Origin of the sequence: Streptacidiphilus sp. EB129 (genome assembly GCF_041262645.1) — a bacterium.
Classification (GTDB): domain Bacteria; phylum Actinomycetota; class Actinomycetes; order Streptomycetales; family Streptomycetaceae; genus Streptacidiphilus.
The window spans coordinates 25199-46466 of the sequence record NZ_JBGCCS010000047.1 but is presented as its reverse complement, the minus strand read 5'-3'; the positions used below and the strand labels follow the sequence as shown (position 1 = coordinate 46466).

Below are 21268 nucleotides of genomic sequence, written 5' to 3'. Positions count from 1 at the left end.
ACATCCCGAACCCGGAAGCTAAGCCTCACAGCGCCGATGGTACTGCAGGGGGGACCCTGTGGGAGAGTAGGACACCGCCGAACAACCATTAACAGGAAAGCCCCCGACCACTGGTCGGGGGCTTTCCTGCGTTTACTGGGCTTTCCTGTGTTTACTGGAGAGGCGGGCACGGTCACGACCACCGCGATCCCGAACAGCAGCAACGCCGACTTCGCGGTGACCGTGTCCAAGTAGGTGACTCCGCTGGCATACGCTGACACGGCAGGAGGTGACCAGCCCGGTCGCCACGGTGGTCGGGTGACCAGGCAGTGCGGAACGGGAGCGGCGGGGAATGACGGAGCGGCAGATCCCCTATCTCACCCTTGCCTCGGACCAGGGCCCGCTGCTGCACGAGATCGAGGTCAGGAAGTCGCGCTTTCTCTGCTCCCTCGCCCGGGTTCAGGACGAGGCCGAGGCGCAGGCCTTCGTCGCCGCGCTGCGCAAGCGGTACTGGGACGCGCGGCACCACTGCACCGCCTTCGTCGTCGGCGACGAACCGCGCCGGGAGCGGTCCAACGACGACGGGGAGCCTGCTGGCACCGCCGGTGCGCCGATGCTGGAGGTGCTGCGCGGTCGGGGACTGACCGACACGGTCGCGGTGGTGACCCGGTACTTCGGCGGGGTGCTGCTCGGCGCGGGCGGCCTGGTCCGGGCGTACGGCGGGGCGGTGTCGGCGGCGCTGGACCAGGCCGTGCTGGTCGAGCGGCGGCTGGTCGCGGTGCTGGAGGTGACCGCGGAGCACACCCGGGCGGGGCGGCTGGAGAACGATCTGCGGGTGGCCGGGCATGTGGTGCGGGACGTCCACTACACCGCGTCGGGCGTCCGCTTCGACGTGGGCGTTCCGGAGGCCGAGGTGGAGGCGTTCCACGCCTGGCTGGCCGCGGCGACGGCCGGAGCGGCGCAGGCCGAACTCCTGGGCAGTGACCGCGTGGACGTGCCCTGGCCGCGATAGGCGGGTGGGCCGGGGTCGTACCGTTTGGGGGATTCCCACAACGCGTCAGGGCGAGACTCGGTACGCGGTGATCACGTCGGATCCGTTGACTGCCATGCCAGTCTGGACTTCTACCGGAACCGATGACGCGGTGACTGCCCGTCAGCGTCGACCGGACGTAGGTGGATTCCTCTGGACGGGAGTGGGCCGATGACACGCGGGGCGATCGAGGTCGCGGTGACCGGGCTGGGTGCGAGCACGCCGCTGGGCGGGGACCTGGACAGCACCTGGGAGGGGATGCTCGCGGGCCGGAACGGAACGGTCGCGCTGACCGAGGAGTGGGCGGCGCGGCTCCCGGTGCGGATCGCGGCCCGGCTCGCGGTGGAGCCGACCGAGGTGCTGTCCCGGGTCGAGGCCCGTCGGCTGGACCGCTGCGAGCAGCTGGCGCTGGTCTGTGCGCGGCAGGCGTGGGCGGATGCGGGGCGTCCGGAGGTGGATCCGGAGCGGCTGGCGGTGGTGATCGGCACCGGGACCGGGGGTGCCCGTTCGCTGCTGGCGCAGGACGACGTGCTGGAGCAGTACGGACCGCGCAAGGTCTCCCCGCACACGGTGCCGATGCTCATGGCCAACGGCCCGGCGGCCTGGGTCAGCATCGAACTCGGGGCGCTGGGCGGGGCCCGGACACCGGTCAGCGCCTGCGCGTCCGGGGCGGAGGCGATCGCGATGGGCCTGGACCTGATCCGGCTCGGGCGGGCCGACGTCGTGGTCGCCGGCGGTACGGAGGCCTGTGTCGAGCCGCTGCCGCTGGCCGGCTTCGCGCAGATGACGGCACTGTCGACGCGCAACGACGACCCCGCCGCCGCGTCCCGCCCGTTCGACGTGGACCGGGACGGCTTTGTGATGGGGGAGGGGGCGACGCTGCTCGTGCTGGAGCGCGCCGATCTGGCGCGGGCCCGCGCGGCCCGGGTGCACGCGCTGCTGGCCGGGGCCGGCATCAGCTCCAGTGCCGTGCACATCACAGCGTCCGACGAGCGCGGGCAGGTCCGGGCGATGCGCGCGGCGATGGCCGAGGGCCGCCTGAGCCCGCTGGACATCGGTCTGGTGCACGCCCATGCGACCTCCACGCCGGCCGGGGACGTGGTCGAGGCGGCGGCGATCACCACCGCCGTCGGGGCCCACCCGGTGGTGACCGCGACCAAGGGCATGACCGGTCACCTGCTGGGTGCGGCGGGGGCGCTGGGCGCGGCGGCAGCGATCCTCTCGCTGCGCGAGGGCGTGGTGCCGTCCATCCGCAACCTGGACCGGCCCGACCCCGGGGTGAAGCTGGACCTGGTGCGCGGCGCTCGCCGGGAAGGACGCTGGGAGGCGGCCCTGGCCAACTCCTTCGGCTTCGGCGGCCACAACGTCGCGCTGGCCTTCACCCGGGCGTAGACCGGACCGGCCCGCACACGGGAGTGCGGAGCGGAGGTGGGGACGTAGGGAGTTACGGGGAAACGCCGGACTTCTCCCCTCCAGGCCGTGTGACCTGCAGCACTTGGCGCCGGGTTAACCTCCTGTTCACAAACGGGCAACAGCCGGGAAATTGCGAACTGTGAGTCTCCTGGTCAGCAGGACAGCGGACCTCCCCACCGATGCGGAGCACCGCACCGCGCGACCGCTTCGTTCCCACCCCACCGCGAGGAATGCCGCCCGTGAGCTTCAAGGCTGAGTACATCTGGATCGACGGCACCGAGCCGACCGCCAAGCTTCGTTCGAAGACGCGGGTCCTGGTCGACGGTGCCGAGCTTGCCACCTGGGGCTTCGACGGCTCCAGCACCAACCAGGCCGAGGGCCACGCGTCGGACCGCGTGCTCAAGCCGGTCTTCACCTGCCCGGACCCGATCCGCGGCGGGGACAACGTCCTGGTCCTGTGCGAGGTGTTCAACACCGACGGCACCGCCCACGAGACCAACACCCGTTCGCTGCTGCGTCCGGTCGCCGAGCAGTTCGCGGCGCAGGAGAGCATCTTCGGCATCGAGCAGGAGTACACCTTCTTCAAGGGCGAGCGTCCGCTCGGCTTCCCGGCCGGCGGCTTCCCGGCCGCCCAGGGCGGTTACTACTGCGGCGTCGGCGCGGACGAGGTCTTCGGCCGCGAGGTCGTCGAGCTGCACCTGGACCGCTGCATCGAGGCCGGCCTGGCCATCTGCGGCATCAACGCCGAGGTCATGCCCGGCCAGTGGGAGTTCCAGATCGGCCCGGTCGACGCGCTGACCGCCTCGGACCACCTGTGGGTCGCCCGCTGGCTGCTCTACCGCACCGCCGAGGAGTTCGACATCACGGCGACGCTGGACGCCAAGCCGGTGAAGGGTGACTGGAACGGCGCGGGCGCGCACACCAACTTCTCCACCAAGGCCATGCGTGAGGGCTACCAGGCCATCATCGTCGCCTGCGAGTCGCTGGGCGCCGACCAGGACAAGGTGCTGGAGCACGTCAACCAGTACGGTCACGGCATCCAGGACCGCCTCACCGGTCTGCACGAGACCGCCCCGTGGAACGTCTACAGCTACGGCGTCTCGGACCGCGGCGCGTCGGTGCGCATCCCGTGGCAGGTCGAGGTGGAGCAGAAGGGCTACATCGAGGACCGTCGCCCCAACGCGAACGTCGACCCCTACGTGGTGACCCGTCTCCTGGTCAACACCTGCTGCGCGGCGCTGGAGAAGGCCGACCTGGTCTGACCCACCGACTGCGGCAGCACGTGACTGACAGCACTGCCTGACTGACCGCACCACCTGACTGACAGCAGCGCCCGCCGGTTCTCACACCGGCGGGCGCTGCTTTTTGTGCGCCGGGCGCGTGACACTGGACATGACTCTGCATGACTGCAATTGTTGGTCATGCTTATTTCCTCGACCAGGAGTCACAACATGGTGGATCTGGGACTCACCGGCCCCGAGACGGCGGACCGAGCCGCCACGCTCGCGCGGACCGGAACGCTGACCGTCGGCGTCGACGTCGGCGGTACGAAGATCGCAGCGGGGCTGGTGGACGAACGGGGCGCGGTGCTGCACCGGCTCCAGGTCCCCACTCCGACCGACCGCCGTGGGATCGCCACGGCCATCGACGGGCTCATCGACCAGCTGGTCGACCAGGGCGGGGCCGGCCGGCAGCAGGTCCAGGCGGTGGGGGTGGGGGCGGCCGGCTACATCGACGAGACCCGTTCGACGGTCCGCTTCTCGCCCAATCTGGACTGGCACGACGAGCCGCTGAAGCAACTGGTCGAGGGTCACTGCGGGCTGCCCGCGGTGATCGAGAACGACGCCAACGCCGCCGCCTGGGGCGAGTTCGCGCACGGCGCGGTGGCGTCGCACGGCGGCGGGGGCGGGAGCGGTGCGCAGGGCCTGGACCGGACCGGCAGCATGGTCATGGTCACCGTCGGCACCGGGCTCGGTGGCGGCATCGTGACCGACGGCGCGCTGTGGCGCGGGGCGTTCGGCAGCGGCGGCGAGATCGGCCACTACCGGGCCGTGCCCGGCGGGCTTCCCTGCCACTGCGGTCATGCCGGCTGTATGGAGCAGTACGCCAGCGGCACCGCGCACACCAGGCGGGCCCGCGAGGCCGCCGCCGCCGCCCCGGAGCGGGCGGTGACGCTGCTCTCGCTGGGCGACGGGACTCCGCAGGGCATCCAGGGCCACCAGCTGGTCGAGGCGGCCCGCAGCGGCGACCCGGTCGCGGTGGAGGCCTTCCAGTGCACCGGCCGCTGGCTGGGCCAGGCGCTGGCCGACCTGTCGGCGGTGCTCGACCCGGGCGTGTTCGTCATCGGCGGCGGTGTCAGCGAAGCCGGGGACCTGCTGCTCGCGCCCACCAGGGACGCCTACCTGGCTGCCCTGCCCGGCGCCGGCCACCGGCCGCCCGCCGAGATCCTGATGGCCGCGCTGGGTCCCGATGCGGGCCTGGTCGGCGCGGCCGACCTGGCCCGCCGCCGATGACCGGCAGGCGTGGCCGCCCAGTCGAGGAGGGGACGAAATGGGCGAGTTGTTGATTGTTCGTCATGGCGAGACCGACTGGAGCCGTACCGGCCGGCACACCGGCCGTACGGACGTGCCGCTGACCGAGAACGGTGAGCGGCAGGCCCGCGCGCTGGCGCCGTTGCTGGCCGACCGGCGGATCGCGCTGGTGCTGGCCAGTCCGCTGAACCGGGCGCTGCGCACGGCCTGGCTGGCCGAGTTGCCGCCGGCGGTGCTGGAGCCGGACCTGCGGGAGTGGGACTACGGCGGCTATGAAGGGGTGACCACCGCCGAGATCCAGCGCAGCCGTCCGGGCTGGAACCTGTGGACCGACGGTGTCCCCGCGGCGGACGGCCACCCCGGCGAGTCCGCGGCGGACGTCGCGACACGGGTCGAGCGGGTGCTGGCGCGGGTGGACCGGATCCTGCGCGGGCACGGCGCGACCGACCCGGGCGACGTGGTCCTGGTCGCGCACGCCCATGTGCTGCGGGTGCTGACGGCCTGTCGGCTCGGGCTGCCGCCGTCGGCCGGGGCGCTGTTCCAGCTGGGCACGGCCAGCATGAGCAGCCTCGGGACGGAGCACGGCCGCCCGGTCCTGACCGGCTGGAACTCCGCCCCGCGGGCGACGTTCGCGGCCGTCGGCTGACGCCGGGACACGCGGGCGGAACGGAAGACCCGGGATCGTCGATATGACGGGGATTACTCACGTCTTGACTATGAATGACATGATATGTCGTATAGCATCTGCTCGACTGACGGACTCATCGCAGGGGTGGTCGAGGCCTGCCGCAGGCAGGGAATCCGGCGCTGCTCTGTGATGCGCCGGCCGCGGCAGCGTCGTGACCGGGGCAAGCACCTGCCGTCCCTGGCCGGTCGACCACGAGCTGCCGGTGGCCGTGCGCCGGATCGACCTGCTCGGGGACCTCGGACTGTTCCTGCCTCCGAGCCGTTCATGTCCGAGCCGTTCAAGTCCGAGCCGTTCATGTCCGAGCCGTTCATATCTGCGCCGTCCATGTCCGTGCCGTTCCTGGCCGTGCCGTTCGCCCTCGACGGGGATCGAGCACCCGTCGGCCGGCCGTGGCGGCTCCGTCCATCCGTCGACCGATGCCCAGAGGAATGACAAACCCATGACAATGAGCCAGGCTGCCGGCCACGTCGAGGGAGCGACCGGGGTGAAGGCGGCCCCGACCCCGCGTACGGCCAAGGTCACCGCGGGCCGCCCGCAGCCGTTGGGGGCGGCCCCGGACAGTGCCGGGGTGAACTTCTCGGTCTTCTCCGAGCACGCCACCCGGGTGGACCTGCTGCTGTTCGACCACTGCGAGGACCCGCAGCCCAGCCGGGTGATCACGCTGGACCCGGAGCAGCACCGCAGCCGCCACTTCTGGCACTGCCACGTCGCCGGGCTGCGCGCAGGGCAGGTCTACGCCTACCGGATGGACGGCCCCGGGCACACCCGGGAGCTGGGCACCCGGTTCAACCACCGCAAGGTGCTGCTCGACCCGTACGCCCAGGCCAACATCAACTCGCGCTGGGACCGGGTGCGCGCGGTGGGCCCCGAGGACAACGTCGAGACCTGCATGCGCAGCATGGTCGTGGACCTGTGCTCCTACGACTGGCAGGACGACCGCCCGCTGCGCGTCCCGCTGGCCGAGAGCGTGATCTACGAGATGCACGTGCGCGGCCTGACCGCCTCGCCGACCTCGGGGGTGGACCACCCGGGCACCTTCTCCGCCGTGGTGGAGAAGATCCCGCACCTGGTCAGCCTCGGCGTCACCGCGGTGGAACTGCTGCCGGTGTTCGACTTCGACGAGCGCCAGGTGCTGCGCAACGGGCCGGACGGCCGGCCGCTGCACAACTACTGGGGCTACAACCCGTTCGCGTTCTTCGCCCCGCACACCGCCTACTGCACCAGCCCGCACCTGGCCACCCACATCACCGAGTTCCGGGACATGGTGAAGGCGCTGCACCGGGCCGGCATCGAGGTGATCCTGGACGTGGTGTTCAACCACACCAGCGAGGGCAACGAGCACGGCCCGATGATCAGCTTCAGGGGCCAGGCCAACGAGGCCTACTACCACCTGTGGCCGCAGGACCGGCGCCACTACATGGACTTCACCGGCTACGGCAACGCCGTCAACGCCAACCACCCGGTGACCGCCAAGTTCATCATCGAGTGCCTGGAGTACTGGGTGCGCGAGCACCACGTGGACGGCTTCCGCTTCGATCTGGCCTCCGAACTGTCCCGCGGCTCCGAGGGCTACGAGATGGACTCCCCGCCGGTGCTGTGGGGCATAGAGCTCTCCGAGACGCTGGCCGAGACGAAGATCATCGCCGAGCCCTGGAACGGTGGGGGCCTGTACCAGGTGGGCCACTTCCCGGGGAAGCGCTGGGCGCGGTGGAACGGCCCCTACCGCGACGACGTCCGGCGCTTCGTGCGCGGCGACGCCGGCCTGGTGGGCGCGGTGGCCTGCCGGATCAGCGGCTCGCAGGACCTGTTCGGTCCGCAGGAGGAACTGCCGACCAACAGCATCAACTTCATCACCAGCCACGACGGGTTCACGCTCAACGACCTGGTCAGCTACGACCACAAGCACAACCACGGCAACGGCGAGTCGGATGCCGACGGCTCGCACGAGAACTACAGCTGGAACTGCGGCGTGGAGGGCCCCAGCGGTTCCGAGGAGATCGAGGAGCTGAGGCTGCGTCAGATCAGGAACATGCTCGCCATCCTGATGCTGTCGCGGGGCGTGCCGATGATCCTGGCCGGCGACGAGTTCCGCAACAGCCAGGGCGGCAACAACAACGGCTACTGCCAGGACAACCAGATCTCCTGGCTGGACTGGGAGCAGGCCGCGCTCCATACCGGCCTGCAGCGCTTCGTCGCCGGGATGACCGAGCTGCGCCGGCAGTTCCCGGCGGTGCGCGAGCCGCAGTTCTTCTCCGGGCGCCGCAGCGAGCGCGGCCTGCCCGACGTGGCCTGGCACGGCACCCGGCTGGAGCAGCCCGGCTGGGAGGACACCCAGGCCCGGGTGCTGTCCTTCACGCTGGCCGGCTTCCAGGGCGAACCCGATCTGCACGTGATCCTCAACATGTACCACCTCGGCCTGGACTTCGAGCTCCCCTCGATCCCCGGCCGCCCCTGGGCCCGCCGGGTCGACACCGCCCGGCCCTCGCCCGACGACGTCCTCCCCGCCGGTTCAGAGAAGCGGGTGCAGGGCGGTACGTACCACGCCCAAGGCCGCAGCGTCGTCGTGCTGGCCTCGCTGCCCGACATCGGAGGCAAGCACCCATGAGCACTCCCGCCGCACGGAGACCAACGCGCTGACGGCCACCGCCGCCTTCCTGATCGACGACGACCACCACTGCGCCAACGACTGAACCTCTGGGGGAACCCAAGTGTCGACGATTTCGTACCTTCATGAACCGCGGCCCGAGGAGCGGCCGGACGGGATCTCCGCGTACTGCCAGGATCTCTTCGCGCTGCTGCCCCGCTCCGACCAGCGCCACTGGGGCGAGGTCTATCTGCGCGGACTGCTGCAGGCCCCGGGCCGGAAGACCCCGACCCGGATCTCGGAGGAGGTGCTGGGCCGCAAGGCGGTCCAGCCGCTGCAGCAGTTCGTCAACCAGAGCCCCTGGGACCACAACGAGCTGCGTCGGCACATGGCAGCCCGGATGCGCACCGCCGCCCCGCCTCGCGCCTGGGCCTTCGACGAGGTGGTGTTCCCCAAGAACGGGGTCCACTCGGTGGGCGTCGCACGGCAGTTCGTCGCCAGCCAGGGCCGGGTGGTCAACTGCCAGCTGGCGCTGGCCACCTCCCTGGTGCACGCCGACGGCGGAGTGCCGGTCAACTGGCAGCTGCTGCTGCCCCGGCACTGGGACGGCGACCAGGAACTGCGCGACAAGGCCCGCATCCCGGCACAGGAACGCCACCGGCCGCGCTGGCGCTACGTGCTGGAGTCCGTCGACGAGCTGCTGGAGCGGTGGGACATGCCCCCCGCACCGGTGCTCGCCGACTGGAGGCACGACCCGGAGGTGGAGCCGCTGCTGCGCGGCCTGGAGGCACGCGGCCTGGGCTACCTGATCGAGGTTGCCCCCACCACCCGGCTGCACCAGCAGCTGACCCGGCACGAGTCCACCGGGCACGCCGCCCAGGCCGCGCAGCTGGTGCACCGCTTCTGCAACGACGGCCAGCGCACCGCCGTGGCCTGGCGTCCGCACCCGGACGCCGGACCCCGGCACACCCAGTTCGTCGCGGTGGAACTGCCGGCCGGCCCGGCCCGGGGCCAGGTCGGCCCGCCGCAGCGGACCCGTCCGGCCGTCCCGCCGCGAGTCCGGCCCACCCGGGCGGAGCAGCCCCGGCGCCGGCCGGGCGCCCGGCACCTGGTCGCCGAATGGCCGTTCGGACGCTCGCAGCCGCGGGCGTACTGGGTCACCAACCTGTCCCCGCACCGGCTCACCGAACTGGTCGCGCTGGCGGAGCTGCGGCACCACTCGCACCACGGCTGCGCCCGGCTGCAGCAGGACTTCGGTCTCGGCGACTTCGAGGGCCGATCGTTCCGGGGCTGGCACCACCACGTGACCCTCGCCTCGGCCGCGCTGGCCTTCCACGCGCTGCGCAACTGCGAGGCCGCGCCCGACGGTGCGGAGACCGAACCGGGAGGGTCCCGATGGACCACGGGGAGGAGTGCGAGTGCGTCGTCGTCGGCGCGGGCAGCGCGGGTTGTGTCCGTGCCCGGCGGCTGACCCCGGTGTGACCGATGGCCAGGAGGCGATCACCCGGGACCACCACGAGGAGTGGGCCCGGGTGATCGCCTCCTGGCCATGCGCGTCGGCGGCCTCGACCCTCGGCTCGCGGAGCGAGCGGGTATCAGGTGGCGCGGGAGGCCGGGTCGAGGCGGTGGTCCGCGTCCCACGCGCTCAGGGCGGTGGCGAGCTCGTCGTCATGGGTGCACAACAACTCCGTGTAGGTGTCGCCGGTGGGCACCATCAGCCACAGGTGCTCCCGGTGGCCGTCTGCGGAGTCCTCGTCGGAGACCTCGTGGCGGAACACCGCCCACAGCCCCTGGCCCAGGGGCGCGGCGGCGGTCAGCGTGGTCTCGCTCGGATGTGAGTATCCGGTCCAGTCGTGGCTGCCGAGGACCTGGCCCAACGTGCGTGACAGTCGGCGCGCGGTGAAGGCGGCGGCCCTGCGGACGGCCTCGGTGCTGCGGTTGCGGTGGTGGGCCCGCTCCCTGTTGCGCCGTCGCCCCTCCGCGGCGGAGCGCCGCTGTTCCAGGCGGTCCAAGTGCGCAGCGGCGAGGCCCCGCAGGGCGTTGACGGGGTCGTGCGGGCCGTCCGTACCGGTCGGCATGGTGTCGGGCATCGGCGTCCTTCCCAGGAGCAGTCGAGAGGTGGGTCCGGGCCGGGTCAAGGGCCGTGGACAGCGGAGCGGGCAGTGTCGCGGGTGGGCGAGGTGCTGCTCGGGTTCCGCCGGTGTGGCCAGGTCGGATGAGTTCTGTGGACCGCCGCATCGTTGAATTACTCTAGACATGACAGCGCATGACTGCAATTGTTAACCTAGGTTGGGTCAATTCCGTTCGGGAGAGAGAGCAGCCCTTGATGACCCATCAGCAGACCGGCCGGGCCCCCTGGTGGCGTGACGCGGTGATCTACCAGGTGTACATCCGCAGTTTCGCGGACGGCAACGGCGACGGGATCGGTGACCTCGCCGGTCTGCGCAGCCGTCTGCCGTACCTGCGGGACCTGGGCGTGGACGCCCTGTGGATCAACCCCTGGTACGCCTCGCCGCAGGTGGACGCCGGATACGACGTCTCGGACTACCGTGCCATCGACCCGGTGTTCGGCACTCTGGACGAGGCGGACGCCTTCCTGGAGGAGGCGCACCGGCACGGGCTGCGGGTGCTGGTGGACCTGGTCCCCAACCACACCTCCGACCAGCACCGCTGGTTCCAGGAGGCGCTGGCGGCCGCGCCGGGATCGCCCGAGCGCGCCCGCTACCACTTCCTGGAGGGGCGCGGCGCGGACGGCGCGCAGCCGCCCAACAACTGGGAGAGCATCTTCGGCGGTCCGGCCTGGACCCGGGTGCCCGACGGCCAGTGGTACCTGCACCTGTTCGCCTCCGCGCAGCCGGATCTGAACTGGGACAACCCGGAGGTCCGGGCCGAGTTCGAGTCGATCCTGCGGTTCTGGCTGGACCGGGGGGCGGACGGCTTCCGGATCGACGTGGCCCACGGCCTGACCAAGGACCCGGCCTACCCGGACCTGGAGCGGACCACCCACCGCATGCTGGGCACCGACCACGGGGAGGGCCACCCCTTCTTCGACCGCGACGAGACCCTGGCCATCTACGAGGACTGGCGGAGGATCGCCGACTCCTACCCCGGCGAGCGGACCTTCGTCGCCGAGGCCTGGGTGTCCTCGCACGAGCGGCTCAGCCGCTACCTGGCCCCGGGGCGGCTGCACACCGCGTTCAACTTCGCACTGCTGGGCGCCCCGTGGGACGCGCCGCGGATGCGCGCGGAGATCGAGGAGAGCATCCGGGTGCTGGCCCCGGTGGGCTCGCCGCCGACCTGGGTGCTGTCCAACCACGACGTGATCCGCCATCTCACCCGCTACGGCCGCGCGCACACCTCGCTGGACCAGGCGCGCGAGCAGTACGGCCGTCCGGTCGACCTGGAGCTGGGCACCCACAGGGCCCGCGCGGCGGCCCTGCTCACCCTGGGGCTGCCCGGCGGGGCCTATGTCTACCAGGGCGAGGAGCTGGGGCTGGAGGAGGTCGAGGACCTGCCGCCGGAGGTGTGGCAGGACCCGTCCCGGCACTGGCCGGACCACCAGGGACCGGTGCGCGACGGCTGCCGGGTGCCGCTGCCGTGGTCCGGGGACGCGACGCCCTACGGGTACTCGCCCGACGGCGCGACGGGCGCGCCGTGGCTGCCGCAGCCCGCGGCCTGGAAGGACCGCACCGCGCTCGGCCAGTCCGCCGACCCGGCCTCGGTGCTGAACCTGTACCGCACCGCGCTGCGGCTGCGCCGGGAGTGGGAGGGACTGGGCGACGGGCCGCTGCAGTGGCTGCCGTCCGAGCCCGGGGTGCTGGCCTTCCGGCGCGGCCCGAAGGTCGCGGTGGTCCTCAATGCCGGGCGCCTCGCCTGCGAGCTGCCGGCGCACCAGGGGGTGCTGCTGGCCTCCGGCGCGCTGGAGGGCGGGCAGTTGCCGCCGGACACCGCGGTATGGCTCGCCCTGTAGGGCGGGCGGCAGGGGTCCGCAGCCCCGGTCCGACGCGGCAGGCAGCCGCGTCGGACCGGGGCTGCGGCGTTGCCCGGCGTGCGGAACCCGGTGTCCGGGATTGCCCGTATGGCGGTTTCCGGACAGATATCCGGTTGTCGCTATATGACTTTACATCGTCCTTGACTACAGATGACAGAGGCTGTTGTATGGCTTTGTAGAACCATGAACCAGAGGAGCAGGGATGGGTGGGGGAGGGCGCGAAACCGTCGGCATCATCCTGGCCGGGGGGCGCGGGGAGCGGGCAAAACCGATCACCTTGGAATCCGCTGACTACATTCGCAGCAAGGCACTGATCCCCTTCGCGGGCCGACGGCTCATCGAATGGGTCATCGACGCCTGCCAGGAGCAGGGCATCCGCCGCTTCTACGTGGTCGCCCAGGGACTGGAGAACCGCAACCAGATCAAGCTGCTGCTCGGCCACGGCGAGCGCTACGGGGTCGACATCCAGTACTCCCGTGCACGCTTCGACCGCTACAACGTCGGTTCGGGCGCGGGGACACTGCACAACCTCGAACAGTGGGACCTGCGCGAGCAGGCCCTGGTCCTGCCCGTGGACTCGATCTTCGAGTTCTCGCTGGCCGAGATGGAGGCCACCCACCGCAGCAACGGCGCGCTGGTCACCGTCGCCGCGGTACCCCGCACCGCCGAGGAGGTCGCGGGCAAGTACGGGGTCATGCAGACCGACCGGAGCGGGCTGGTGAGCGGATTCGTGGAGAAGCCCTCGCTGACCCGCATCCACGACCTCTTCCCGGAGACCGCCGCCGCCGGCAGTGGGGTCCAACTGCCCACCAACGCCGGGATGTACCTGATCGACAGCCGCCGGCTGCGCCGGGTCGCCCGCGACCCGGAACTGATGCGGATGGCGCAGCAGCGCCTCGACTGGGGTGCGGACCTGCTGCCCTGGCAGGTCGACCACGGACTGCCGGTGGCCGTCCACCCGATCGCCCGGCTGGGCGACCTCGGCAATGTCGAGGACTACCTGTACACCCTCAAGGACGTGCTGGGCGGCGGCTATCCGCAGATGGACCGGCTGATGACGGTCCCGCAGAGCCGCGACCCGCGCTACTGGATCGACGAGACCAGCCTGCGCACCAGGGACGAACTGGCCGGCACCACGCTGGCCGAGAAGATCGAGAGCGGCAGCGTGGTGATCGGCCCCGGAGTGCGCATCGGCCGGCACGTCGAGATCGGCCCCGGGGTGTGTCTGGAGTACGCCGACATCGGCGACGGCGTCGAGGTGCGCGAGGGCGCGTGCGTGCGGCGCACCGCGTGCGGCGACTCCTCGGTGATCGGTGCCTACGCCGATATCAGCGACTCCTACGTGGGGCCGATGGTCCAGGTGCAGTCCGAACGCCGGCGGCCGGTGCGGCTGGAGTCCTTCACCGCCCTCGGTGACGGGGTCCACCTGTGGCCGGGCACCGAACTGTCCCGGATCAGCGTCTACCCCCGGCTCGACCTTCCGATGGTCACCAACCTCCCGCCGGGGACCAGCATCACCAGCAACGAGGACCTCGTCCCGTGGGTCTGACGGTTCGCAGGAGCAGTGCCACCCGAATCCAGCACCCGACCAGCAGGAGGAATCGATGGACAGTCCGGTGGTAGTGGTCGGCGGCTCGGGCCGTGTGGGCCGTCTGATGGTCAAGAAGCTGCTCGCGCGCGGCGAGAGCGTCCATGTGATCGGGCGCAGCGCGCACCGCGCCCGGCGCCACCTGCCCGCCGGAGCCGCGTTCCACCGGGGTGACGTGCGGGTGGCGGAGTCCCTCGGCAGAGTGCTGATGCGCTCCTCCGCGGTGATCTACTGCGTGGAGCCCGGGACCGACGAGAGCGGTCCCGACCGTCCGGAGACCACCCTGCACATCGGGGTCCGGCATGTGCTCGACGCGGCCACCGCCGCCGGCGGGCACCCGCACGTGGTGCTGGTCAGCCAGATCCACGCGACCCACCACGGCCACCCCTTCAACGCCTACGGCCGGGTGCTGGACTGGCGGCTGGCCGGCGAGGAGGCCGTGCGCGAGTCGGGCCTGCCCTACACCGTGGTGCGCCCGGGCTGGCTGACCGACGAACCGGTCGCCGGCCCCCGGGTCCGCCTGGAGCAGGGCGACCGCGGCGACGGCCAGGTCTCCCGCCAGGACCTCGCCGAGGCCTGCGTGCAGGCCCTGTACTGCCCTTCGGCCAGCGGCGTGACCTTCGAGCTGTTCAACGAGGCAGGCCCGGCGCCCACTTCCTGGGAGGGGCTGTACGCCGCACTCGAATGGGACCCGGCCCCCGTGGGCTGATCCCGCCACCGCCCGGGGTGACTGTCGGCGCGTCCTTCGGACGCACCCGCCCCGGCCCTGCGATGCCCAGAGAGGTGACCACCGACATGACCACGAGCACGAGCGAGACCCGCGCGGTGTCCCCGCCGCGCCCCGCCCCCGGACGGGTCAGCCCAGGCCGGCCCCAGCCGCTCGGGGCGACGGTGGACGAGGACGGAGTCAACTTCTCCGTCTTCTCCCAGAACGCGGACCGCGTCGAACTGCTGCTGTTCGACCGCCATGACGCGCCCGAGCCCAGCCGGGTCATCGACCTGGACCCGGACCTGCACCGCAGCTACCACTTCTGGCACTGCCGCGTGCAGGGCCTTGCCCCGGGCCAGGTCTACGCCTACCGGATGGACGGTCCCGGCGACACCATGATGACCGGCAACCGGTTCAATCCCCGCAAGGTCCTGCTCGACCCCTACGCGCGCGCCAACATCAACTCGGTCTGGGACCGGTCGCAGGCCCTGGGTACCCAGGACAACTGCGCCACGTCGATGCGCAGCATGGTGGTGGACCTGGACGACTACGACTGGGAGGGCGACCGGCCGCTGAACACGCCGCTCGCCGACACCGTCATCTACGAGGCCCACGTCCGCGGGATGACCGCCTCGCCCAGCTCGGGGGTGGCCCACCCGGGCACCTTCCCCGGGCTCATCGAGAAGATCCCGTACCTCAAGGAACTCGGTGTCACCGCGGTCGAGCTGCTTCCGGTCTTCGACTTCGACGAGACCCAGGTGCTGCGCACCGGCCCGGACGGCGAGCCGCTGTACAACTACTGGGGCTACGACCCGGACGCGTTCTTCGCCCCGCACACCGGCTACTGCGCCGACGCGCGCAACTGCCAGCACATCACCGAGTTCCGCGACCTGGTCAAGGCCATGCACAAGGCCGGCATCGAGGTGATCCTCGACGTGGTGTTCAACCACACCTCCGAGGGCAACGAGAACGGTCCGACCATCAGTTTCCGCGGCCAGGCCAACGAGGCCTACTACCACCTGTGGGCCCAGGACCGAAGCCACTACATGGACTTCACCGGCTGCGGCAACGCCGTCAACGCCAACCACCCGGCGGTCGCGAAGTTCATCATCGAGTGCCTGGAGTACTGGGTGCGCGAGCACCATGTCGACGGCTTCCGGTTCGACCTGGCCTCCGAGCTCTCGCGCGGGGCCGACGGCCGGGAGCTGGACCAGCCCCCGGTGCTCTGGGGGATCGAGCTGTCCGGCATCCTGTCCGAATCGAAGATCATCGCCGAGCCCTGGGACGGCAGCGGCCTCTACCAGGTGGGTCGCTTCCCGGGAACCCGCTGGGGCCAGTGGAACGGGCCCTTCCGTGACGAGGTCCGCCGGTTCGTCCGCGGCGACGCGGGCCTGGTGGGTAAGATCGCCACCCGCATCGGCGGGTCGCGCGACCTGTTCAGCCGCGCGGCGGACCTGCCCACCAACGGCGTCAACTTCATCACCTGCCATGACGGTTTCACCCTGAACGACCTGGTCAGCTACAGCTACAAGGACAACTTCGCCAACGGCGAGTGCAACCGTGACGGCTCCTACGAGAACTACAGCTGGAACTGCGGCGTGGAGGGCCCCACCGACGCCGTGGACGTCGACCGGCTGAGGGTGCGCCAGATCAAGAACATGGCGGCGCTGCTGCTGCTCAGCCGCGGCGTGCCGATGATCCTGGCGGGCGATGAGTTCCGCAACAGCCAGGGCGGCAACAACAACGCCTACTGCCAGGACAACGCCATCTCCTGGCTGGACTGGGACCAGGCGGACAAGGAGAGCGAGGTCCGCCGGTTCTTTCAGGGCATGATCGCTCTGCGGAAACGTTCCTCCGCCCTGCGCGCACCCCGGTTCTTCAACGGGCGGGTCAACGATCGCGGCCTGCCCGAGGTCTCCTGGCACGGCACGGCCCTGGGCCGTCCCGGCTGGGAGGACCCCGAGGCCCGGGTGCTGTCCCTCACCCTGGCCGGATTCGACGGCGAACCCGACCTGCACGTCATCCTCAACATGTTCCATCTGGGCCTGAACTTCGAGTTGCCGCAGATCAGCGGCCACCGATGGGCCCTGACCGCGGACACCGCCCGCCCCGAGGGCCAGGACATCCTTCCCCCCGGAGCACAGCTTCCGGTGTCCGGCCACACCGTCCACGCCCATGGTCACAGCGTCGTCGTCCTGACCTCGCTGTCGCACGACGGAGTGAATCGATGACCCAATCAGCCAACACCACGCGTACCTTCTCCGACAGCATCGCGGGGTACATCACCACCTACGAGCCCAGCCGCGGCTGCTTCGGCCTGCGGACTTCCGACGGCCGCGAGTTCACCATCCATCTCGGCGAGTCGGTCGGATCGCAGATCGTCCGCAACCTGGGCGAGGCCCCGCGCGACACCAGCGGCATGACTCGCGACATGCTCTCCGAGGGCCGTTACGTCTTCGTGTACGGCATCTTCTACCAGTGGGAGGGAGGTGAGCGGATCGAGGCCCGCAGCATCACCTTCCCGGAGGAGCGCCGCGGCAGCTATGTCTTCGAACACCCGGACTGGTGGGTCAAGCAGGCCGCCGAGATCGCCGACTTCTACCTGCGCGGCCACTTCCCCGACGGGAACTTCGACTGGCGCAACTTCCGCACCCGGCTCACGCTCTCCGGCACCCACGTGCCCGACTCGGCCGGCGAGGACGTCCGCCAGGAGACCGACACCATCTCCCGCCTGGTCTACGGCCTGGCCACGGCCTACCTGCTGACCGGCGAGGACCGCTTCCTGGACGCGGCGGAGTCCGGCACCGCGTACCTGCGCGAGCACATGCGCGTGGTCGACGACCGCGACGGAATCGTGTACTGGTACCACGGCATCGACATCACCCCCTCCGGTCAGCGCAAGATCCTGGCCTCGGAGTTCGGCGACGACTTCGACGCCATCCCCATGTACGAGCAGATCTACGCGCTGGCCGGTCCCACCCAGACCTACCGGATCACCGGCGACCCGCGGATCCTCTCGGACATCGACCGCACCGTGGCACTGTTCCACCGCTACTTCCAGGACAACCAGCGCGGCGGCTTCTTCTCGCACCTGGACCCCATCACCATGGACCCCAGGGCCGACTCGCTGGGGCGCAACCGCTCGCGCAAGAACTGGAACTCGGTCGGCGACCACGCCCCCGCGTACCTGATCAACGCCTACCTGGCCACCGGCCGGGAGGACTTCGCCGAGCTGCTGCTGCAGACCGCCGACACCATCGTCGAGCACTTCCCCGACGAGCCCAACAGCCCGTTCGTGCAGGAGCGCTTCCACGAGGACTGGAGCCCGGACCGCACCTGGGGCTGGCAGCAGGACCGCGCGGTCGTCGGCCACAACCTGAAGATCGCCTGGAACCTCACCAGGATCCGCTCCCTGCACGACAAGCCCGACTACGCCGACCTGGCCGAGCGGATCGCCGAGATCATGCCGCCGGTCGGCAGCGACCAGCAGCGCGGTGGCTGGTACGACGTGGTCGAGCGCCGGGCCGACCCCGACAGCGGCGCCCACCGGCTGGTGTGGCACGACCGCAAGGCCTGGTGGCAGCAGGAGCAGTCGATCCTGGCCTACCTGATCCTGGCCGGCGTCTCCGGCGACCCCGAGCACCGCCGGCTCGCCCGCGAGGCCGCGGCCTTCTACAACGCCTTCTTCCTGGACTACGACGACGGCGGGGTCTACTTCAACGTCCTGGCCAACGGCGTCCCGTACCTGATGGGCACCGAACGGCTCAAGGGCAGCCACTCCATGGCCGGCTACCACGCCCTGGAGCTGTGCTACCTGGCCGCGACGTACACCGGCCTGCTCATCAACTCCGCCCCGCTGACGCTGCACTTCCGCCCCCAGCCCGGGGCGCTGCCCGACGGCATCCTGCGGGTCGCCCCCGACCTGCTGCCGCCCGGCTCGGTGCAGCTGGCCAGGGTCTGGGTCGACGGCGAACCCTTCAAGGACTTCGACGCCGAGGCACTGACCGTCAAGCTCCCGGTCAGCAGCCGTCCGCAGCGGGTCCGGGTGGAGCTGGAGCCGGTCGAGATGCGACTGGGCATCAGCAGCGACTTCGACGGCAAGACCGCCCACATCCATGTGCGCGGCGCGGTCGACCGCACGGAGCTGGAGAAGTTCCGCCGCGGCCTGGCCGAGGCGCTCTCCGCCAAGCCCCGCCGGGTGGAGTTCCACCTCGACGAGGTCACCGAGATGAGCCGCCCCGCCATCAACGAACTGCTGTTCCAGCGCACCAAGATCGGGCTTGACGTCGACTTCGTGATCGTGGGCTGCGTCCTTCCGGACGTGATCAGCGCCCTGGTCGCCACTGACGCCTTCCTGATCGATCCCGGCCCGCGCGGCTGATCCACCCCGGTACTGCCCGGCCCTCCACCGTCACCCCCCGGACGGAGGAGGGCCGGGCCTTTTGCGTGCGGCTCTCGAAAGTCCGTGAGTCCACACGACCTGACGGAGTCCCCAGAGGGTTCACCGGTGCCATGGAGGTGAACCCGGGCTGCCGTGGTGGACTCGGAGAGTAGCCTGCGGGGAGCATGTCCCAGCCGCCTCCACCGCACCGACCCACGTCCTGGAGGCAGTTCCTGTGAAGAGCACACCGCGTACCGCCCCCTCCCGCCGGGCGGCATCCCCGGCCGCCCGGAGTGCGGCCGGCCCTCCCGACCCCTGGCCCCCCGCCGGTCCTGGGGGCCGGCTGCAGATCGCCGATGTCAGGCCCGCCGTCGACGGCGGCCGCCGGCCCGCCCGCGCGGTGCCCGGCGAACGGTTCCGGGTCTCCGCGACCGTGTTCCGCGAGGGCCAGGAGTCGATCGCCGCCCATGTCGTGCTGGCCCACAGGAACGGCAGCGGAAGCCGCCGGATCCCCATGACCGAGGCGGTGCCCGGAACCGACCGCTTCGCCGCGGACGTCGCCGCCGACCGCGAGGGCGACTGGACCTACCGGGTCGAGGCCTGGACCGACCCGGTGGCCACCTGGCTCCAGGTCGCCGCCGCCAAGGTTCCGGCCCTGGTCGACCTGGACCTGGTCTTCGCCGAAGGACAGCTGCTGCTGCAACGTGTCCGCGCCGGCGAGGACGAGCCGCCCAACCGCCGCGAACGCGAACTGCTGGAGCGCGCCGAGGCAGTGCTCGCCGACACCGCGCGCAGCCCCGGGGAACGCCTCGCCGGGGTGCTCGCGCCCCGGGTCGCGGCCGTGCTCGCCGCCCACCCGCTGCGTGAACTGCTCACCGCGGACCGGGACCTCCCGCTCCGGGTGGACCGCGAACGGGCCCTGTACGGCGCCTGGTACGAGTTCTTCCCCCGCTCCGAGGGGGCGGTGCTCGACCCCTCCGACCCGGGCCACCCTCGCTCGGGGACGCTGCGCACCGCGGCCGAACGGCTCGCCGGGGTCGCCGCGATGGGCTTCGACGTCGTCTACCTGCCGCCGGTCCACCCCATCGGGTTCAGCGGACGCAAGGGCCCCAACAACACCGTCGGCGCGGGGAAGGACGGCCCCGGCTCGCCCTGGGCCATCGGCGCCGCCACCGGCGGCCATGACGCGGTCCACCCGGACCTGGGGACCCTGGCCGACTTCGACCACTTCACCGCCACCGCGGCCGGCCTGGGCCTGGAGGTCGCCCTCGACTTCGCGCTGCAGTGCTCGCCCGACCACCCCTGGGTCCAGGAGCACCCGGAGTGGTTCCGCCGCCAACTGGACGGCACCATCGCCTATGCGGAGAACCCGCCGAAGAAGTACCAGGACATCTACCCGATCCACTTCGGCAGCGATTTCGAGGGCATCCTCAAGGAGAGCCTGCGGGTGCTGCGGCACTGGATGGACCACGGCGTCACGATCTTCCGGGTCGACAACCCGCACACCAAGCCGGTGATCTTCTGGGAGCGGCTGATCGCCGACATCCACGCCACCGACCCGCAGGTGGTGTTCCTGGCCGAGGCGTTCACCCGCCCGGCGATGATGCGGGCCCTGGCCAAGGCCGGGTTCCACCAGTCCTACAGCTACTTCACCTGGCGCGAGACCAAGCAGGAACTGGCCGAGTACCTGGGCGAACTGGCCGGAGTCGGCGAGACCGCCGACGACACCGCTGCCGACGACACCGCCGCCTACCTGCGGCCCAACCTGTTCGTCAACACCCCCGACATCCTGCCCGACCACCTGCGCGACGCCCCGCCCGCCGCCTTCGCGGTGCGGGCCGTGCTCGCCGCCGTCGCCGGACCCAGCTGGGGTGTCTACGCCGGCTTCGAACTGTATGAGTCCGCGGCCACGGCCCCCGGCTCCCAGGAGTACCTGAACTCCGAGAAATACCAGTACCGGCCCCGGGACTGGCAGGCCGCCGAGCGGTCGGGGGCCAGCCTGGCCCCGCTGATCACCCGGCTCAACCGGCTGCGCCGCGAGCACCCGGCGCTGCACGAACTGCGCAACCTGCGGCTGCACCGCACCGACAACGACGCCCTGCTGTGCTTCTCCAAGCGCGCCGGGGAGGGCGAGGCCGCCGACTGGGTGCTCGCGGTCGTCAACCTGGACCCGCACCAGGCCCAGGAGGGACTGGTCCACCTGGACCTGCCCGAGCTCGGACTGGAGCCCGGCGAGGAGTTCACCGTCCACGACGAACTCGGCGGCACCCGCTACCGCTGGGGCGCGGTGAACTACGTCAGGCTCGACCCGCGGCAGCAGGTGGCCCATCTGTTCACCCCCGGGCCGGCCCAGCTGTGAACCCCTCCCCGGGCT

General features: G+C 71.2%; 15 protein-coding genes and 1 rRNA gene. 14 read left to right on the top strand and 2 right to left on the bottom strand.

What is annotated here, in order from left to right; all coding sequences use genetic code 11:
- The 6 genes from rrf to ABH925_RS33680 form a co-directional block, all read left to right on the top strand.
- Window positions 1–83: ribosomal RNA gene (gene rrf / locus ABH925_RS33705) — 5S ribosomal RNA — on the top strand; the annotation flags it as partial.
- Window positions 84–331: 248 nt separating this feature from the next.
- Window positions 332–991, top strand: coding sequence for a YigZ family protein (locus ABH925_RS33700; RefSeq protein WP_370154431.1), 660 nt, complete (start codon window positions 332–334; stop codon window positions 989–991).
- A 189-nt stretch (window positions 992–1180) separates the two neighbouring features.
- The gene (locus tag ABH925_RS33695; protein ID WP_370154429.1) at window positions 1181–2401 is read left to right on the top strand and encodes a beta-ketoacyl synthase; all 1221 of its coding nucleotides are present in this window, start codon (window positions 1181–1183) and stop codon (window positions 2399–2401) included.
- 260 nt (window positions 2402–2661) lie between these two features.
- Complete coding sequence (gene glnII / locus ABH925_RS33690) at window positions 2662–3684, top strand: glutamine synthetase (protein ID WP_370154427.1); 1023 nt, start codon at window positions 2662–2664, stop codon at window positions 3682–3684.
- Window positions 3685–3873: 189 nt separating this feature from the next.
- On the top strand, window positions 3874–4935 hold the full coding sequence (locus ABH925_RS33685; protein ID WP_370154426.1) for an ROK family glucokinase: 1062 nt from the start codon (window positions 3874–3876) through the stop codon (window positions 4933–4935).
- Between the two features lie 37 nt (window positions 4936–4972).
- Window positions 4973–5599 carry a histidine phosphatase family protein gene (locus tag ABH925_RS33680; RefSeq protein WP_370154423.1) on the top strand — a complete coding sequence of 209 codons (627 nt, stop codon included), beginning with the start codon at window positions 4973–4975 and terminating at the stop codon, window positions 5597–5599.
- A gap of 68 nt (window positions 5600–5667) precedes the next feature.
- Here ABH925_RS33680 and ABH925_RS33675 read toward each other — a convergent pair whose 3' ends face one another.
- On the bottom strand, window positions 5668–5967 hold the full coding sequence (locus ABH925_RS33675) for a pentapeptide repeat-containing protein (RefSeq protein WP_370154421.1): 300 nt from the start codon (window positions 5965–5967) through the stop codon (window positions 5668–5670).
- 113 nt (window positions 5968–6080) lie between these two features.
- Between ABH925_RS33675 and glgX (ABH925_RS33670) the strand changes: the two genes are divergently transcribed.
- Together glgX (ABH925_RS33670) and ABH925_RS33665 are read left to right on the top strand one after the other, a co-directional pair.
- Window positions 6081–8246: a glycogen debranching protein GlgX gene (glgX, locus tag ABH925_RS33670; RefSeq protein WP_370154420.1), complete on the top strand. Its 2166-nt coding sequence runs from the start codon at window positions 6081–6083 to the stop codon at window positions 8244–8246.
- A gap of 103 nt (window positions 8247–8349) precedes the next feature.
- On the top strand, window positions 8350–9696 hold the full coding sequence (locus tag ABH925_RS33665; RefSeq protein ID WP_370154418.1) for an IS701 family transposase: 1347 nt from the start codon (window positions 8350–8352) through the stop codon (window positions 9694–9696).
- A gap of 124 nt (window positions 9697–9820) precedes the next feature.
- Here the strand turns inward: ABH925_RS33665 and ABH925_RS33660 are convergent, their stop codons facing one another.
- The gene (locus ABH925_RS33660) at window positions 9821–10315 is read right to left on the bottom strand and encodes a hypothetical protein (RefSeq protein ID WP_370154416.1); all 495 of its coding nucleotides are present in this window, start codon (window positions 10313–10315) and stop codon (window positions 9821–9823) included.
- A 236-nt stretch (window positions 10316–10551) separates the two neighbouring features.
- On the opposite strand from ABH925_RS33660, the gene ABH925_RS33655 reads away from it, so the two are divergent.
- The 6 genes from ABH925_RS33655 to ABH925_RS33630 all read left to right on the top strand — a co-directional run bounded on the left by ABH925_RS33655 (window position 10552) and on the right by ABH925_RS33630 (window position 21253).
- Window positions 10552–12195: a glycoside hydrolase family 13 protein gene (locus ABH925_RS33655; protein WP_370154415.1), complete on the top strand. Its 1644-nt coding sequence runs from the start codon at window positions 10552–10554 to the stop codon at window positions 12193–12195.
- A 223-nt stretch (window positions 12196–12418) separates the two neighbouring features.
- Window positions 12419–13765, top strand: a complete 1347-nt coding sequence (locus tag ABH925_RS33650) for a sugar phosphate nucleotidyltransferase (protein ID WP_370154412.1) — start codon at window positions 12419–12421, stop codon at window positions 13763–13765.
- A 55-nt stretch (window positions 13766–13820) separates the two neighbouring features.
- Window positions 13821–14513: an NAD(P)H-binding protein gene (locus ABH925_RS33645; protein WP_370154410.1), complete on the top strand. Its 693-nt coding sequence runs from the start codon at window positions 13821–13823 to the stop codon at window positions 14511–14513.
- Window positions 14514–14599: 86 nt separating this feature from the next.
- Entirely contained in the window at window positions 14600–16744 is a 2145-nt protein-coding gene (gene glgX / locus ABH925_RS33640) for a glycogen debranching protein GlgX (RefSeq protein WP_370154407.1), read from the top strand.
- Entirely contained in the window at window positions 16741–18894 is a 2154-nt protein-coding gene (locus ABH925_RS33635; protein ID WP_370154405.1) for an AGE family epimerase/isomerase, read from the top strand. The genes glgX (ABH925_RS33640) and ABH925_RS33635 overlap by 4 nt, the downstream gene beginning before the upstream one ends.
- Before the next feature lie 235 nt (window positions 18895–19129).
- Window positions 19130–21253 (top strand): maltotransferase domain-containing protein, encoded by a 2124-nt coding sequence (locus ABH925_RS33630; protein ID WP_370154403.1) that lies wholly within the window; start codon window positions 19130–19132, stop codon window positions 21251–21253.
- The last annotated feature ends 15 nt before the right edge of the window (window positions 21254–21268 follow it).

Bases quoted from the DNA above. Each gene is read 5' to 3' on its own strand.
- ABH925_RS33655 (WP_370154415.1), top strand. From the start codon at position 10,552: ATGACCCATCAGCAGACCGGCCGGGCCCCCTGGTGGCGTGACGCGGTG.
- ABH925_RS33660 (WP_370154416.1), bottom strand. From the start codon at position 10,315: ATGCCCGACACCATGCCGACCGGTACGGACGGCCCGCACGACCCCGTC.
- glgX (WP_370154420.1), top strand. From the start codon at position 6,081: ATGACAATGAGCCAGGCTGCCGGCCACGTCGAGGGAGCGACCGGGGTG.
- ABH925_RS33645 (WP_370154410.1), top strand. From the start codon at position 13,821: ATGGACAGTCCGGTGGTAGTGGTCGGCGGCTCGGGCCGTGTGGGCCGT.
- ABH925_RS33650 (WP_370154412.1), top strand. From the start codon at position 12,419: ATGGGTGGGGGAGGGCGCGAAACCGTCGGCATCATCCTGGCCGGGGGG.
- ABH925_RS33680 (WP_370154423.1), top strand. From the start codon at position 4,973: ATGGGCGAGTTGTTGATTGTTCGTCATGGCGAGACCGACTGGAGCCGT.
- glgX (WP_370154407.1), top strand. From the start codon at position 14,600: ATGACCACGAGCACGAGCGAGACCCGCGCGGTGTCCCCGCCGCGCCCC.
- ABH925_RS33695 (WP_370154429.1), top strand. From the start codon at position 1,181: ATGACACGCGGGGCGATCGAGGTCGCGGTGACCGGGCTGGGTGCGAGC.
- ABH925_RS33700 (WP_370154431.1), top strand. From the start codon at position 332: ATGACGGAGCGGCAGATCCCCTATCTCACCCTTGCCTCGGACCAGGGC.
- ABH925_RS33635 (WP_370154405.1), top strand. From the start codon at position 16,741: ATGACCCAATCAGCCAACACCACGCGTACCTTCTCCGACAGCATCGCG.
- ABH925_RS33685 (WP_370154426.1), top strand. From the start codon at position 3,874: ATGGTGGATCTGGGACTCACCGGCCCCGAGACGGCGGACCGAGCCGCC.
- ABH925_RS33675 (WP_370154421.1), bottom strand. From the start codon at position 5,967: ATGGACGGCGCAGATATGAACGGCTCGGACATGAACGGCTCGGACTTG.